Source organism: Solibacillus sp. FSL K6-1781 (genome assembly GCF_038630735.1).
Taxonomy (GTDB): domain Bacteria; phylum Bacillota; class Bacilli; order Bacillales_A; family Planococcaceae; genus Solibacillus; species Solibacillus silvestris.
Genome location: NZ_CP152038.1, coordinates 791,895 through 808,574, shown reverse-complemented (window position 1 = coordinate 808,574; position 16,680 = coordinate 791,895). Strand labels below are relative to the sequence as shown.

Annotated in this window: 10 protein-coding genes; 1 reads left to right on the top strand and 9 read right to left on the bottom strand. The window is 42.0% G+C overall.

From position 1 onward, the window contains the following. Positions 1–160: 160 nt before the first annotated feature. The 3 genes from MHH37_RS03795 to MHH37_RS03785 all read right to left on the bottom strand — a co-directional run bounded on the left by MHH37_RS03795 (position 161) and on the right by MHH37_RS03785 (position 3,600). Positions 161–2,290: an AAA family ATPase gene (locus MHH37_RS03795; RefSeq protein WP_342575064.1), complete on the bottom strand. Its 2,130-nt coding sequence runs from the start codon at positions 2,288–2,290 to the stop codon at positions 161–163. 174 nt (positions 2,291–2,464) lie between these two features. Further along, on the bottom strand, positions 2,465–2,773 hold the full coding sequence (locus tag MHH37_RS03790; protein ID WP_039966323.1) for a metal-sulfur cluster assembly factor: 309 nt from the start codon (positions 2,771–2,773) through the stop codon (positions 2,465–2,467). A 62-nt stretch (positions 2,774–2,835) separates the two neighbouring features. Further along, on the bottom strand, positions 2,836–3,600 hold the full coding sequence (locus MHH37_RS03785; protein ID WP_339263863.1) for a prolyl oligopeptidase family serine peptidase: 765 nt from the start codon (positions 3,598–3,600) through the stop codon (positions 2,836–2,838). Between the two features lie 102 nt (positions 3,601–3,702). On the opposite strand from MHH37_RS03785, the gene MHH37_RS03780 reads away from it, so the two are divergent. Then, positions 3,703–4,509 carry a Cof-type HAD-IIB family hydrolase gene (locus MHH37_RS03780; RefSeq protein ID WP_008403583.1) on the top strand — a complete coding sequence of 269 codons (807 nt, stop codon included), beginning with the start codon at positions 3,703–3,705 and terminating at the stop codon, positions 4,507–4,509. Positions 4,510–4,564: 55 nt separating this feature from the next. On the opposite strand, the gene MHH37_RS03775 is transcribed toward MHH37_RS03780, so the two are convergent. The 6 genes from MHH37_RS03775 to addB form a co-directional block, all read right to left on the bottom strand. Next, the gene (locus MHH37_RS03775) at positions 4,565–6,019 is read right to left on the bottom strand and encodes an alpha-amylase family glycosyl hydrolase (RefSeq protein ID WP_342575060.1); all 1,455 of its coding nucleotides are present in this window, start codon (positions 6,017–6,019) and stop codon (positions 4,565–4,567) included. Positions 6,020–6,420: 401 nt separating this feature from the next. Then, positions 6,421–6,789 (bottom strand): YisL family protein, encoded by a 369-nt coding sequence (locus MHH37_RS03770; RefSeq protein WP_014824620.1) that lies wholly within the window; start codon positions 6,787–6,789, stop codon positions 6,421–6,423. A gap of 211 nt (positions 6,790–7,000) precedes the next feature. Further along, the gene (locus tag MHH37_RS03765) at positions 7,001–7,903 is read right to left on the bottom strand and encodes a fumarylacetoacetate hydrolase family protein (protein ID WP_342575058.1); all 903 of its coding nucleotides are present in this window, start codon (positions 7,901–7,903) and stop codon (positions 7,001–7,003) included. 139 nt (positions 7,904–8,042) lie between these two features. Beyond that, positions 8,043–9,221, bottom strand: coding sequence for a DUF418 domain-containing protein (locus MHH37_RS03760; RefSeq protein WP_342575056.1), 1,179 nt, complete (start codon positions 9,219–9,221; stop codon positions 8,043–8,045). 12 nt (positions 9,222–9,233) lie between these two features. Further along, positions 9,234–12,953 carry a helicase-exonuclease AddAB subunit AddA gene (gene addA / locus MHH37_RS03755; RefSeq protein ID WP_342575055.1) on the bottom strand — a complete coding sequence of 1,240 codons (3,720 nt, stop codon included), beginning with the start codon at positions 12,951–12,953 and terminating at the stop codon, positions 9,234–9,236. Next, positions 12,928–16,569, bottom strand: coding sequence for a helicase-exonuclease AddAB subunit AddB (gene addB / locus MHH37_RS03750; protein ID WP_342575054.1), 3,642 nt, complete (start codon positions 16,567–16,569; stop codon positions 12,928–12,930). Before addB ends, addA begins: the two co-directional genes overlap by 26 nt. Between the last annotated feature and the right edge of the window lie 111 nt (positions 16,570–16,680).

The following is a 16,680-nucleotide window of genomic DNA, read 5'->3' as shown; positions in this document are numbered from 1 at the left end:
TGAACAGTAGGACCTCTTATTAGAACAACCGACATTTATATTAGAACTTCCGGCTTTTATTAGAACTTCTTCATTTTTATTAGAACTTCAGTCAGCCTTATTAGCATATCCCTTACATACAAAAAGCTTGTACGCATACACGCACAAGCTGTCTTCACCCTTAATTTGAATTTATAACCAGCTCTTCATTTTCCAATGCAATTGACAATGTTCCACCTGCTGTGACTTCCCCTTTTAACAGTTCACGTGCAACAATCGTTTCTAAATGGCGTTGGACAAAGCGTTTTAATGGACGTGCACCGAATTGCGGATCAATCCCATGCTTCACAATCCAGTCGACCACTTCAGCATCCACAGACAATGTAATTTCCTGTTCGGCAACTCTATCTTGAAGCTGCTTTACATATTTCCATGCAATCTTATGGAAGTGCTCGTTCGATAAGGCATGGAACATAATAATATCATCCATACGGTTTAACAGCTCTGGCTTAAAGTGTTGGCGTAATGCCGTTTGGACAAGCTGTTCTGATTCTTCTGATCCTTCCAGTAAAAACTGCGAGCCGATATTCGATGTCAAAATAATGACGGTATTCGTAAAGTTGACCATCCGTCCTTGGCTATCCGTAATGCGGCCATCATCCAGCACTTGCAGTAAAATATTCGCGACATCCGGATGCGCCTTCTCGATTTCATCCAAGAGTACAACGGAATACGGGTTGCGGCGTACCGCTTCTGTCAGCTGACCGCCTTCTTCATAACCAATATAGCCTGGAGGTGCTCCGACGAGTCGCGACACTGAATGTTTCTCCATATACTCGCTCATATCAATACGGATGAAATGATCTTCTGAATCGAATAATTGTGCGGCCAATGCTTTAGCCAATTCGGTTTTTCCGACACCAGTCGGTCCTAGAAACAGGAAGCTTCCGATCGGTTTATTCGGATCTTTAATACCTGAACGTGCACGCCATACTGCTTCTGTTACATAAGTTACCGCATCGTCCTGACCGACTACCCGTTCATGCAGCGTATCTTTTAAACGGAGCAGCTTTTCGCGTTCACCTTCAACAAGTTTCGTTACCGGAATACCTGTCCAGCGTGAAATGATTTTAGCAATTTCCTCTTCCGTCACTTCTTCACGCAGCATGCGGTTACCTTCCGACTGTTTCAGCTGCTGTTCCAGCTCGGAGATTTCCTTTTCAAGCTGTGGAATTTTACTGTATTGGAGCTCACTTGCCCGCGCTAAATTATTGCCTGAAATAAATAAGTCGTCGCGTTCGGCCTCCATTTTTTTCAGTTCATCTTTTTTATCCCGCACGATTTGCAAGCCGTTTTTTTCAAGCTCCCACTGTTCTTTCATCAATTTAATCGAAGTTTCCAATGTATCAATTTCATCAGTAATTATTTCAAGGCGCTTTTTGCTCGCGTCATCTTTTTCTTTTTTCAAAGCCTGCTGCTCAATTTTAAGCTGTGTAAGACGGCGCGTTAACTGATCCAGTTCCTGTGGCATTGAATCGATTTCAATACGGATCATTGCACATGCCTCATCAACGAGATCAATCGCCTTATCCGGTAAAAAGCGGTCTGTAATATAGCGGTTTGCCAGCTGGGCCGCTGCAATAATTGCGCGGTCATGAATGCGTACGCCACGATGATGTTCTTCAAATCGATCTTTTATACCGCGTAAAATGGATACCGTATCTTCAATAGAAGGTTCACGCACCATTACTTGCTGGAACCGGCGTTCCAATGCAGGATCTTTTTCGATATACATGCGGTACTCGTCCAATGTTGTTGCTCCAATACAATGCAGTTCACCGCGTGCAAGCATTGGTTTCAGCATATTTCCTGCATCCATTGCTCCGTCCGTTTTCCCTGCACCGACAATTGTATGAATCTCATCGATGAATAAAATGATGCGTCCTTCTGATTCTTTCACTTGTTTTAATACAGATTTCAGTCGCTCTTCAAACTGTCCGCGATACGATGCCCCGGCAATGAGCGCACTCATATCCAGTTCATAAAGCTCCGCATCTTTCAATCCTTCAGGTACATCCCGTCTCACGATACGCTGTGCCAATCCTTCGACGATTGCTGTTTTACCAACACCTGGTTCACCGATGAGGACCGGATTGTTTTTTGTTTTACGTGACAGAATACGAATGACGTTTCGGATTTCTTCATCTCGTCCGATAACCGGATCCATCTTACCTTTTTTTACTTGTTCAATTAAATTACGTCCAAATTGTTCTAATGGCGGACGATTATCTTGAGTTTGATTAAATTGCATACAGTGCACCCTTTCATTTAGTTTGACCTTTTTTGATTAATTCAATTATAAGTCAAAATTGGTCAAACAACAAATAATTACACCCAGATTCCTTCGCATATAAGTTCGTAAAAAAAATCGATCACTTTGCCTTTATGCAAAATGACCGAATTTCTACTGATTTATTTACTTTTATTAACGAATACCTAATGCCATTTTTGCATAACGGGACATATTGTCTTTAGACCATGCCGGTTGCCAAACGATGTCAACTTTTACTTCTTTTACTTCCGGTAATTCACTAAGTGCAGTTGTTACTTGGTCAACAATTACCGGAGCAAGCGGACAGCCCATTGATGTTAATGTCATTGTAACAATTGCTAAGCCCTCGTCTGTTAAATCCACTTCATATACTAAACCTAAGTTGACGATATCAATGCCTAACTCAGGGTCAATTACGTTTTCCAATGCACCTAACATACTTTCTTTCATATCGTGATCAATTGCCATTTTTAAATTTCCCCTTTCGCCATGGTGTTATTGTTAATCATAGCAGAACGTATGGTTTATGCCAAACATTGCGCCATAAATTGCGTGACTTGCAAAATCCCATTTCTCGATACGGCATGGCCTGCTTTTTGTTCTGCCAAATAAGTAATATGTTCTGCTTTTTTTTCTTTTTCTAGTTGTTCAACATAATCTCGGCTCATATGATAAGGAACGACCGTATCGCGCTCACCATGCCAGAAAATAATTGGTTTGTTTGCCCATAGATCCTCATGCTGTTCCATATCGAATTTTTGCAGCATTTGAATCAGACCAGTTTGCTGTTCTTCAGACAATGGGAAGGTTACGCCCTTTTGCTTTAATTCCTCTACTTGATGAAGAGCCAGTTTCGTATAGCTTGTCGTTCCCATGCAAATACCTGCCGTTTCAATCCATGGATAGATTGCTAAACAGCCTGATGTGACGATTCCGCCCATTGAAGTGCCGGCAATCCCAACTTTGCTCCCAGCTAAGTTTTTCAGCTTCAATTCTTCATAAATAGTATGTACTTCTTCCACCGACTTTAATACAATTTTCCAGAAGTTAAAGTTCATCTGATCTTCCGTCAATTGATTCGAGCGCTCACCATGCAATAATGCATCCGGTAGTATAACGCGTACACCTTGCTGCACAAACTGATAAGCGTAATGTAAATTATGTTCCTTTGCGCTCAAAAACCCATGAAGAAAAATAACGACCGGTGTTTGCTCATCCATCGTTTCATCATATACATGCAGTAGTGGAATGGACTTCCATTGTTCTTTATTAACTATCAAATTACTCACCTCTTTGTTTACATTAGCAAAAATTGGTCAATGTTTCAAAACTTTGACGAATGCTAAATTTGCACGTTACAATTATACCCAGGCTAAAGGAGGCTTACTCTTATGAACGAACATTTAATTGTATTAGATTTAGACGGCACTTTATTGACGGACGAGAAAAAGATTTCTTTGCTGACAAAGGAAACGTTGTTGAAAGCAAAGGAAGCCGGTCATCAGGTGATGATTGCGACAGGACGTCCGTATCGTGCGAGTCAGCTTTATTATCAGGAGTTGAGTTTAACAACCCCGATTGTCAATTTTAACGGAGCCCTCATCCACCACCCTAAAAACCCGATGTGGAAAGCGATTCATACAACAGTCGATTTAAGCGTAGTCCACGATGTTGTAGAATCTGTTCATAAATATGAATACGACAACTTAATCGCCGAAGTAATGGATGATGTATATCTTCATCGTGAAGATGAAGGTGTGCTTCAGTTGCTGCATATGGGTAACCCCAATATTTTAACAGGCGATCTGAAAAATACATTAAAGGAAGACCCGACAAGTTTACTCATTCAAGCCGACGATGTTAATACACCGATTATCCGCAAGCATTTGCAGGATGTCCACGCTGAGCTGATTGAGCATCGACGTTGGGGGGCGCCTTTCCCAATTATCGAAATTGTCCATAAAGGGTTAAGTAAAGCGGTAGGGATCGACTATATCGCAAAAGAAATGGGCATTCCGCGCGAACGCATCATTGCATTTGGCGATGAGGACAATGACTTGGAGATGATTGATTACGCTGGTGTTGGGGTTGCGATGAGTAACGGAATTGACGATTTGAAAACAATCGCCAATGAAATTACATTATCGAACAATGAAGACGGTATTGCGAAATTTTTGCAGGACCGCTTGAAACTGTAACAGCTAAAATATAAACAGCCTGGAAAAGCATGTGGTCTGCTTCTCCAGGCTGTTTTTATTGTGCTGAATTCTCGGCACGGCGTTTTTTCCCGCGCTTCATAATAGCAATCATAAATGCTGTATATAATACAACGACCAAACCAAGTGCCACAATGTAAGAAGTGTTAATACCCCGCGCTTCAATCACCTGGTACACTTCCACCATTTCGCGGTCTAAAATAATCGCATAATTGCCGTCCTTATTTTCACGAATAATTTCACTGTTGAACATGCCGCGAACTTCTTTTCCTTCACCTAGCTCAGCTACCGGAATATGCACACGTTTTGTCTTACTACTATTATTAATGACAACAATCCATGTTTCCTCATCGGATTTGCGTTCGAATACAAGATAGCCGTCTTCATTTACAAGCCATTTAAATTCCCCGTTACGCAATGTCTCGGAATCATTTCTTAATGACTGGAGCTTTCCTACATAATCGGCTAATTCTGAATCCGTTTTAAAATTGTAGTATTGGTGTGCTTCAACACCCGCTTCCCCATTCATCGCAATTTCAGACCCATATTGCACTACTGGTACACCTGGAAGTAAGAGTGTGCTCGCGATGGAAATTTTACTCCGTGTCGGCGGATACATACCTTCCTCTGTTGCCGCCAATGTGAAGCGATCCGACCAAATCGTATCCGTCATCGACAAAACCGGTGTCCCTGAAAGCATTTCCTCGATATGAGGCTCTAGTACAGTCGTATTTAAATCGACATTTTTAAATGCATTTGTGAAGTTTGAAGCAGTATCACTGTAAAATTTCGCGTCAAAATTTGCATCACTTTCCGCATTCGCAATTGTATAAGCACCTGCTGCTTTTAACTGCTCGATAAAGCGATTTAAAAATGCAGTATCGGCTTGTTCGATATTCGTCAGACGAACCCCGTCTAATTTATATGTACTCACAAATTGTACAGCACTGTTGATCAGCTCATTCTGTACTTCTTCATTCTTTAAGTCCCACTGTATTTTCCCGTCGTTTTCAGATGCTGCAAATCCTTGTTTTTCTGAAAGTTCATGGTTTGGACTTACATTGGAAATAGGGAAATCTACCATTATTTTAATGTCACGTTTTTGATAAGCCTCGACCATTTTTTTAAATTCCTCGGCTGTACCAAATCGGTGGTCAAACATTGTGTAGCTCGTTGGCATCGATCCATCATATTTTTCAGTCTCAAATACAGAGCCAATCGAAAGCATTGTATACCCCATATTTGCGACATAATCAATTTTCTTCAGCAAACCATTGAAATCCCCGCCTGCAAACATCATCGGGTCCTGTGTATTTACTGTATCATCATCATTTTTACCGGTACCATTAAAGAAACGGTCCACTAAAACGTCATATATACTTTCATCTGCAATCGTACGCTCTTTTTCCGCATTTGCAACAGCAGCAACTGACAATGAAGTCGAAAGCAGCACACCCGCAGCCAATGTACGAAACCATTTATTAAATCCCATTCATTTCCCTCTCTTTCATATACAGTCCAACGTCATTTTACCAAAAAAGGTACAAACGTAGCTAGCTTAAAAAGTTATTTATAGGAAATTCGGCAAATACGTGACAAAAATGTGTATGGATTATTATAGAATGTTAGAAATTGGTAGCGGGGTGTCTTTTAGTAGAAGTTTTCGTAGTAACTTCCGGGGATATTAGAACTTTGGGGGTGAAATGAAGAACGATGGGCCGGAAAAGTAGAACAACTTGAATCTAATGTGGAACAATTCTCCCTTAAAGGAGAAAGATTTGCGACGAATGTAGAAATTTCCGGAGATAATGTAGAACCTCTCACCGCTGCCCTTACACCATACAAAAAAGCGTGTAAAAAGCCACCTCCACTTTTTACACGCTTCAACCTTTATTAGAAGTTTACACCGATACCCATGCTTAAGCCTAAGTATAATGTGATTAATAGAACGATACCGAATAGTACCCAGAACATGTTGACAGATTTGCCTTTGTTTTTGCGTACTAGCACCATTTCCATAAAGCCGATTACTAAAATACCAAATAAAACTTTCATATCATAGTTCATGCCGCTTTCAGAAATCTTGTCGCGCCATTCCAGGAATAAAGACAACCCTGTAACGATTACTAAAATATACATTACACGTAAAATCATGTGTACTGCTTTCATCTTTTTGCCGGATAATGCAGCGATAAAGAATAATATTAATGCTATTACCCAAGTCGTGATGTGCATATGTGTCGTACTAGTTAAGAAATCCACGATTTTTCCACCTCTTCTATTTATTCTCTACAGCCAATATCCTACCATGTAAAGCCCTTTAAATTCAATTGAATCTGCCAAGTGTTCTATGAGTTGTCATAAAAAAATGAAACTTTTCCGCAAAAAAGCAGTAGATTTCCCTATACCAGAAAATCTACTGCCCTATTAATAGCGAATCTAGCAATCTGCAGCTATGAATATCCTAATTTCATCAAGCAAATCGGTTTGCTAAAGTCCCGATTCCTTCAATTGCAATTTTCACTTCATCGCCTGCTTTTAAAAATTGCGGCGGGTTCATCCCTTTTCCGACTCCGGCCGGCGTACCTGTTAAAATAACATCGCCTGGCTCTAATGTGACATATTTAGAAACTGTCTCAATAATTTCGGAAACGGAAAACAGCATATCTTTTGTCGAACCGTTTTGACGTACTTCACCATTTACTTTCGTCACAATGGACAATGCATGCGGATCAGGAATCTCATCTTTTGTTACTAAATACGGCCCCATTGGACAGCTGCCTTCCAAGCTCTTGCCTAAGAAGAACTGTTTATGCTTCTCCTGTGCATCACGGGCTGTAAGATCATTGGCAATTGTATAGCCGAACACATAATCAAATGCCATTGCTCTTGGAACATTTTTTCCGCGCTTGCCGATTACGACAGCCAACTCTCCTTCATAATCAAGAGAATCCGTCACATCTGCATGCACAGGTAATGTTGATTCATCCGGGGCAATTGCAGTTGGTGACTTTGTGAAGACAACGATATGTTCCGGTGCCTTTTCTGCACCCATTTCACGGGCATGATCACTGTAATTTTTACCAACACATAAAATATTTTTCGGTGTACGAGGAACTGGCGACAGCCACTCAATATCAGAATAAGCCAGTTTGAACTGAGCACCATCTTCATGATTCTGAGCTGCCTCTACTAATTTACGAACTTGCTCAACAAATTCATAGCCATGTGCAATCCCGTCAATAATTGTTTTCGGAAAGTCTTTTAGTACATTAAGTTGGTTTTGGATTTCGATAACATCCCAAACTGCCTCTTCTTTTTTTACTTTTGGGCCAAACTTTACTTGTTCGTTTACTTTAAATGATAACAATTTCATAACGTGGAGCACTCCTTCTGTTTTTTTACATCATACATTAAAATAAAAACAATTGCCTTACTTTTCTGACAAAAAGGGACTTAATACGTAAAACTAAGCGTTCGGCGCATAAAACTTTTTACAATTCCGTATTCTTTGTTCACGATTTACGTTCTGCGGGTTTGCCGTAAGTAAATCTTTTCAGCAACGCTTCAATCGGCCCTTGTTTATATTTTGAGAAATAGATTTCTGCAAACAGTACTTGGATGACGAAAATTCCGACCGCCATATAAATCCCCATCTGCACATCTACTTTTCCATATAAACCGAATCCCCAATTGTAGAACAGTACCGTACAAATGACGGACTGCATCAGATAGAGCGTAAGAGACATACGGCCAGCCTTTGCAATTGGCGACAGCAGTTTCACAATGACCGGCAATTGTGTCAGCAATGTGATGACTGCCATATAGCCTATCGCCAGCATCGGTCCGCCAATGTAAACTTGCAAGTATTCATTGCCGAATGTTTGGTCACCGGCAATTGGCAAGCTCTTCATATAAAGTCCACCGCCAATACCAGCTACAGCCAGAATGATCCAAACAGCGATTTTTTCTTTCGCTTGCTCGATGAGACGCCATTTCGCAAGTGCTGCGCCAAACAGCATATAAGGTAATATCGTAAATAAAGACGAAATCCACATCATGACACCCATCTGAATCGATAAATCATCCAGACGCTGCATAAATGCATCTGTCCAGTTCCCGATACCGTATGCTGTTAAGGCACTTTGAATTGCTTCAATATCGACAGAAAAACTATCCGTTGATGCCGTAAAAAAGCCTGCCGCAACATATAAACTTAAATTAAAACCATGATACAAAGCATTAACCGCAATCGCTATAAGCAGGAGCCATTTTGCCTTTAACCGAATAAGCGCGATTAAAAATACACCGCAAAACGCGTACGTCGCTAAAATATCGCCCCACCAAATAACAACTGCATGAAACATCCCGATGCAAAACAACAAAATGAGACGCTTCGGTGCAAACCGGTAAAAATCGGCGCCCGTCTCCTTTGCTTTAATATATTGCATAGCTAGTCCATACCCGAACAGCATAGAAAATAACGGATAAAAGCTACTTTGTACATAAATATCCAAAAGCTGCTGGAGTATGATATCCTGCACTTCGTTAAACCAGCTTCCTAAATCCGCTATATGCGGCATTGGTAAGTAAAATCCAAACATATTCACTAATAGAATGCCGAGCAAACTTACCCCACGCAATATATCGAGTGTCGCAACACGCTCTTTCGTACCTACTGGGCGAAAATCCACCGTCAAATCCCCCTAATCTATTTTCACTTCTTGTCCAATACTATATAAATATAAAATGCGTTCACTTATTTGAATACGCTTAATTGATTGGACAGCATGCTGATAATAGTTTAATTGAATTTGGTACGACTTTGTCATTTTTTGTTTAATTTTCTCAAAATCGCCTAATAAATATTGTTCGATATAGTCCGTTTTATAATCAAGAAGTACCCAGTTCCCCTGTTCATCTTCAAAAATACAGTCGATGACACCTTGAATAATTTGGGCGTCCCCTTCCTGATCTTTCAAACTAAGTGTAAATGGTTCTTCACGCAGCACTTGTTTCGCTTTTTTAAAACGCCCACCTATTTCTGTTTCAAAAAAGGCGAATACCTTTTCTGCCGAAACCGCATCTGCTTCAATTTTCTGCAGAAGCTGACGTTCTACGAGTGATTGGATATACTGTTTTGTCTCTTCAATCGATGCAAATCCTTGCTGCGGGATATGCTGCATAACGGCATGGACAGCTGTACCGACTTCGGTTGCGGAAAGTTTACGTTCTTTTTTCCCTTTCAGCATAAAGCTTGGTACATCGGTTTTTACGTAGCGCTTCGCTTCCATATTGTAAAGCTGCTCTTCTTCCATTTGCTGCAAACTTTCGAGACGCTTTTGCTCTGACACCGACGTTTTCGATTTTTTCGACACCGCATTTGCATACGGGTATGGTGTTGTAAAGCGTTTTGTCAGCAGCTCCACCAGCTCTTCATTCACAGCCTGTTCAACCACTTCCTGCTCTACCGTTTCCGCTTCATTGGCAAGCAAATAGTCGCGGTTTGGAATAATGCGGACTGTCCACTTTTCTGTTGTTGCCGCTTCATTCGAATAGCCGTAATCGGCAAACAGGAAATCATTATGTCGGGCAACAGCCGGACCGACCCAGCTTAAATAACTGTTCGCTTTTGAACGAATGTATGCAGGAAGCACCGTCTCCTCCAGCTCCTGATAAAATGCCCATTCTTCCTTCTGCTTCTCCCAGTCTTTAATCGAACCGACTAAAATAAGTCGTTCCTTTGCACGAGTCATCGCAACATATAAAACACGCATTTCCTCCGCCTTCATTTTCGCCAGCTTTTTCTCCTTCACATATAAATGCGGCAAAGAGGTCGAAATGATATTTAAATCCGGATTGACCGATTTAATCGCCAAACCGAAATCCTGATCGAAAATATAGCGGCTGCCTAAGTCTTTTGTATTGAAAGTCCGGCTCATCCCCGCTACAAACACGACCGGATATTCAAGCCCTTTTGATTTATGGATTGTAAGCAATGTCACGACATCATCGGCTTCACTTGTTGATTTCGCAATCCCTAAATCGTCTCCGCGCGAACTTATGCGGTCGATAAAACGCAGGAAGCGGAATAATCCGCGGAATGACGATTTTTCATAGCTTAATGCACGGTCATGCAGTGCCCGTAAGTTCGCCTGTCGCTGCTTGCCGTTCGCCATCGCGCCGACCATTTCATAATAATTCGTATCTAAATACACTTGCCATACTAAATCAGCCAATGCCCCATGACGGGAAAACTGGCGCCATTTCTGATGCATCGTAAAGAACTTATCAAGCTTAGCTTCAGTTTCAATTGGCATGTCACCCGTTGCCTCTTCTTTATATTGTTTTAACGCTTCATAAAAAGGGACTTTTCCATTAATTAAACGGATTTTTGCCAGTTCATTTTCAGTTAACCCGATAAACGGAGCACGCAGTACAGACGCCAGCGGAATATCCTGATACGGGTTGTCGATGACTTTTAACGTGTTAATCATAATCATGACTTCTAGCGATTCAAAATAACCGCCGTCCGTTTCGGCATAGAGCGGAAGGCCGGCCAATTTGAATTCCTCCGCAAAAGTCGTATACCATGTACGCGAACGCATCAATACGACAATATCGCGGTAGCTGACAGGGCGCATCGATTTCGTTTTCGGATTGTATACTTGTCCACCACGATCGACTAAATCACGGATGCGCTGTATAATGTAGCGCGCTTCCTGCTGTGCTGAGCTGATGCTCTCTTCCTCTGAACCCTCTTCGCTTCCCGGAATGATTTGCGCTTTTGAATCACCTTCCAGTAAGACTAATTCAATCGGTACTTGCTGTTCATCATAGCTCGCCCCGAACTTCAGTTTTGCCTGTTCATCGTATGCAATTTCACCGACTTCTTCATCCATAATTTGTTCAAACACATAGTTCGTACCTTCCAGCACTTCCGAACGACTACGGAAATTGGCATTCAAGTCAATTTTCATTCCTGTTCCGGACGGGTCTTCTTCAAATCGCTTATATTTATCTAGGAAAAGACGTGGCTCTGCAAGTCGGAACGCGTAGATGCTTTGTTTCACATCGCCAACCATAAACATATTCCCGTCCTGCTCCCCGCCATTTTTCACAAGCTGTAAAATTGTTTCCTGCAAAAAATTGACGTCCTGATACTCATCGACAAGCACTTCTTTGAAACGCTTCTGGAAATTCAAGGCGACATCAGATGGCAGAGGGGGATTTGACGTACTTTCTTCATCCGTCAAAATTTCCAGTGCATAATGCTCCAAATCCGAAAAATCAAGCAGGCCACGCTCCTGCTTCGCCTTTTTAAACGCTTCACTGTATTCAATCGTCAGTTTTACGAGCGTTTCCAAAATAGGCTTTGTCGCCGCCATTTCCTGTACATACAACTTTGGATGGCGTGCAAAAAATGTTTCCTTTAAATCAGACAGCATTTCTTTTGCCGTATCACGATGATTTTTCGCCACCGCATAATATTGTTTATCTTCCTCGGTATCCTTTTTCGTCAATGGCTTGATCCGTCCGAACTCAACAGCTGGAATCAGCTCATATGCCTGTTCCCATGAACCTTCTTCCATTGCCTTGAGTACATGCATAACCCCTGTATATTCAGCTTCAAACAATGGCTTATTTTTCTCTAACGCTGGTGTAACGGACACAATTTGCAATCCTTTTTCAAGACGAGTGGCAATTTCTCTCAGGCTCCCGATAATAAACGGGCGGACTTCCTGCGCAATGACCAGTTCATCAATTGGACTTTCCGGATCAATATTATATTTTTCCGGCAATGCACGCAGCCACTCATACGGGTTTGGCTGTACGCGCGATACTTTATACATTTCCTGCAGCAACAGCTCAATCGCCTGGTCACTGCGGTCAGACGCAAAGCTGTCGATTAATGTATAAAGCTCCTCTTTCGTGAACAATGCCTCCATATCACCGCGGTATGCCTTTTCAAGCACATCCATCAGCACATCATCCTGTAATAATGAAGCTTCCTCCGTACTTGCCAGACGGAAACCTGGGTCCAGGTCTATCGTGTATGCATATTCACGGCAAATCGATAAACAGAATGAATGCAATGTAGAGATTTGTGCTTTGTTCAGTAAACTTAACTGACGGCGAAGAAATTGGTTGTTCGGATTTTGGGCAAGCTCCTTTTCAAGCGCTTCTGCCATACGGTTACGCATTTCCGCAGCCGAGGCATTTGTAAACGTTACGACGAGCAGCTCATCTACATCAATGCGCTTGTCTTCAGGCGCTAACATCTTTTGAATCAGTCGCTCGATCAATACGGCCGTTTTTCCCGAACCGGCCGCTGCCGATACTAATATGTCATGACCGGATGCATAGATGGCTTTCCACTGCACATCTGTCCATTGAACATCATTCGGCTTCACTGGAATTGTCATCTGCACATACCACCTTTTTAATATTTTCGAATACTTCCTGTTCCGGCTGTTTTTTTATTTCATTATAGCTGTTGCCGGTTTCCGACTGGTCGAACTGGCAAACCGATTTAAAGCTGCAATACGTACAAGCCTTTTGATTCCCTAGGCTGTACGGTTTAATTTCCGTATTTCCGCGGTAAATCTCATTGCCCGCTTGACGGAATTTATAGTGTACAAATTCCTGCAGGTTTTCCATCTGGTCCTGTTCAATCACTTTTGATGAACGGTTGTTAAATTCCGGATTCTCGCCGCTTTTAAACGCTGCCGGCACAATAATCGATGTTTTACTCGGCTCGAGTGACTTGTCCATCAACTGTGCCACTTCCACATCTTTTACCATATAGCCGCTTAACTTGAACTTCTCCTGACGTAAACTTTCCACACGCTCATACTGCTCATAGTCCTCTGTCGGAATAAGCGGATTATGCACATGGAGATAGAACATCCCTGCCGCCTGGACAATGATATTTTCCAGCTCCGATAAGTCCTGGATGAACTTTCCTTCGCGTGCGATTATCGGGATATTTTTCATCGCTACATCCAAATACGTCAACAGCTGCAGTGAAATCCCGTTATATACTTCTGTAAAATCGAGCTTACGGCCGCTAGATTTATAATCGATGACACGCAAATACAGGTTTTCCGCATCTTTATATGCATCGATCCGGTCAATTTGCCCGCGTACATACATTTTCCGGTTATGTTCCAAATCAATTTTCAGTGCTTCCAGCGGATTGCGGTCATCCTGTTCCGTATTTTTATCGTCGCGCTTCCCAAATGGCTTTTCATGAGCAATCGCTTTAAACTTCGACAGCTCACTTTGATTAATGAGCGCATAAATCGTACGGGCAACAATTTTCACAAGCTTTGTTTTAATATATTCGAAACGGTGACTGCTCTTCAGAATACTGTAAGAGAAATAATCCGCCAGTTTTGAAATCGTTTCATCCGCTTTTTTATAGCACGCTACATATGTTGTGAGCGGAATCGATGCCTCTTTCTCTGATAAAATCGTCCGGATCGCCTCATGGAACAGATCGCCCATCGCGAACGTTTCCAGCTTGAATTCTGTACGCTCCTGCAGTTTCAGCCCGTAGGACGCAAAATGCGAATACGGACAGCTGTAAAAGCGTTCGATACGCGACACACTCGCCAAGAAATCTTCGCCATACAATGCTGTCGCTACTTCTTCCGTTAGAGGCTCCGCTTCATTTGTCGTATATAAAGGTTTTTCCACGACATTCAGCACATCTTTCCAGCGCTGTTCCCGTTCGTAAAAAGCTTTTAATGCTGCCCATTCTTCGGTAAGTGGACGTCGCTCGTGCTGCGCCTGCTTCAGCTGGGTCATTAAGAAGCCAATTGCTGGTGATGGGTGCTGTATATAATTGAGCACATTGTCTTTTTGGAACTCATCAAGCGGGTCCATCGCAATTTTCCGATGCGGCAGTGTACGAACCGATTGTTCATCTGGTGTGCCGCGGTTTTCCGTCATTTCAAACATGCTGTGAAGGCGGTTAATATAAAGTGATGGCAGTTTGCTTTTACTTTCCTCATCTGCATTTGCATACGTAATATATAAATATTGTGTCGATGAAGAAATTGCCCGGTAAAAGAGGAAGCTTTCCTGCAGAAGCCTGCTTTTTATACCTGGTGCAAGTTCCACATCGATTTTTTCAAATGTTTCACGCTCATCATCAGACAGCAGACCTCCCGCTTCCATACGCATCGGGTACACCCCATCATTGACACCAATTACGAAAATCGCCTTTTTATTATCAAATCGTGCAAACTCGACAGTCGAAACGGTCACTTCATCCAATGTTGGCGGTACACTTGCAAATTCAAGTGTTTCAAAACCTTCATCCAAAATTTGCGCAACTTCTTCCAACGGCATAACTTTATCGCCGAACATCAGGTCAAACTGCTCCAGAATATAAATCCAGCCATTCCACGCCTGCTCATGCTCCAATGACTGATGCAATGAAGCGGACTGCTCTTCCTGCTCCTGCATTTTTAGCAGCTTTTTATAAATATCAAGCTGCTCCATAAATTCATACAGTGCAACGACAATTTCACGGCCTGTCTTTTTGCCTTTCAACCGGTTCTGCAATGCCAGTACCGGTTCACGGATTAAGTCACGTACCGATTTCAAAAGCTGTTCATGCTCCAGCTCGTCTTCTGTCTGAACCGCGTTTACTTTTTCCAGTGATTTAAAGCGGCGGTAATGCCATACTTCCTCTTTCATCCAACGGTCATGAACAATCCCTTTCGCAATGACGAAGTTTTCCAAAATATCCGCTCTGTCTCTCATCGCGACTAAGTTGGCTCCATATGGGAAGAACAGATCTGTTTTTATACTTCTGAAAATCGGTTCGTATTTCCAGTTAGTTGTGATAATTTCCAGTACAGATCGACTAAATTCGATAAGCGGGTGATAAAGCATTGCCCGCTTCTCATTTGAGAAAAACGGAATTTCATACTGTTTAAAGGTCGTTCCGATAATCGCATCATATACATCTGCCTGACGGTACATAATCCCGATATCTTTATAACGCAGCCCCTTTTCCAGAACGAGCTGTTTAATTTCCTGGGCAATACCTTGCACTTCTGCGCGCGGATTTACGCCTTCCAATATTTTCGTGTGCCCCGTTGATTCGACTGGTCTATCGGTAATTTTGTCGAAGCAATGTTCAATATGGAGCAAGTCCCGATTTGTCGCACGGTAGTTTACTTCTAAATGAACACGCGGCTCCTCTTCAATATCAATTCCTCGTTCGAATCGTAACTTTTGCAGCTCATTCTTTATTTTGTCATACGTCATCGCAGCTCTGTAAAATACCGAGCCTTCCAGTAGATCCATTTGCGGGTCTTCCATCGGGAGCACAATTGTGACACTCTTCGCATAAATAAGCAGCTCTTTTAAAATGGCAAATTCCTGTCCATTAAACGAAACAAACCCGTCCAGATAAATATCGGTATTGCGCAAGCTTTCCATTTTCGGAATACGTTCAATTAACAGCGGGAAATAGCCATCGCCATCAATATAATCTGTCCCGATCCGTTCATGCAGCTGCTTTAAAATAATATTCAGGTCATGTAATTTATGAAGCAGTACTTCACTTGCCCCATTTAATCTTAATGACTCGATCAATGGCTCGATTGTTTCCACATCGATATGATATTGGCTGAATTCCTTTAAAATCTGCTCGACTTCTTTCGTAAAACCGGGTTTACCTGCCGCGCGTTTAAATAATAGGAACTCTTCCTGATGTTCTTCCAAAATACGTCGTAACAGCATGCGGTACCCTGTGCCGTCAATACGTTCGTGGGCGATACCTCCTTCATTTTGCAGCACAAACCAGGCCAGCCGTTTGAATGTCATAACCTGTGCACGCATCATTCCTTCAATGTCATAGTTCGTCGTCAGCTCATATTCTGTTGTAAACGACATTTGGTCAGGAACTAATATAAAAATTGGATGTCCAAATATATTTGTTTTTAAATCATTGACTATTTCACGGTGTATCAAAGTCGTTTTCCCCGTGCCTGCCCGTCCTGTTATAACTCGTAACGTCACAATTCCCACCTCACTTCTATTTCTTTCTTCTATTATAATATAAGAATGCATGTTCGCGCATTAATTGCCATCATACAAAAAAGCCCTGTCTTTTCACAATTTGTTAAAAGA

Coding starts and splice junctions, on each gene's coding strand:
- MHH37_RS03795 (WP_342575064.1), bottom strand. CDS start 2,290: ATGCAATTTAATCAAACTCAAGATAATCGTCCGCCATTAGAACAATTT.
- MHH37_RS03780 (WP_008403583.1), top strand. CDS start 3,703: ATGAACGAACATTTAATTGTATTAGATTTAGACGGCACTTTATTGACG.
- MHH37_RS03775 (WP_342575060.1), bottom strand. CDS start 6,019: ATGGGATTTAATAAATGGTTTCGTACATTGGCTGCGGGTGTGCTGCTT.
- MHH37_RS03765 (WP_342575058.1), bottom strand. CDS start 7,903: ATGAAATTGTTATCATTTAAAGTAAACGAACAAGTAAAGTTTGGCCCA.
- addA (WP_342575055.1), bottom strand. CDS start 12,953: ATGACAATTCCAGTGAAGCCGAATGATGTTCAATGGACAGATGTGCAG.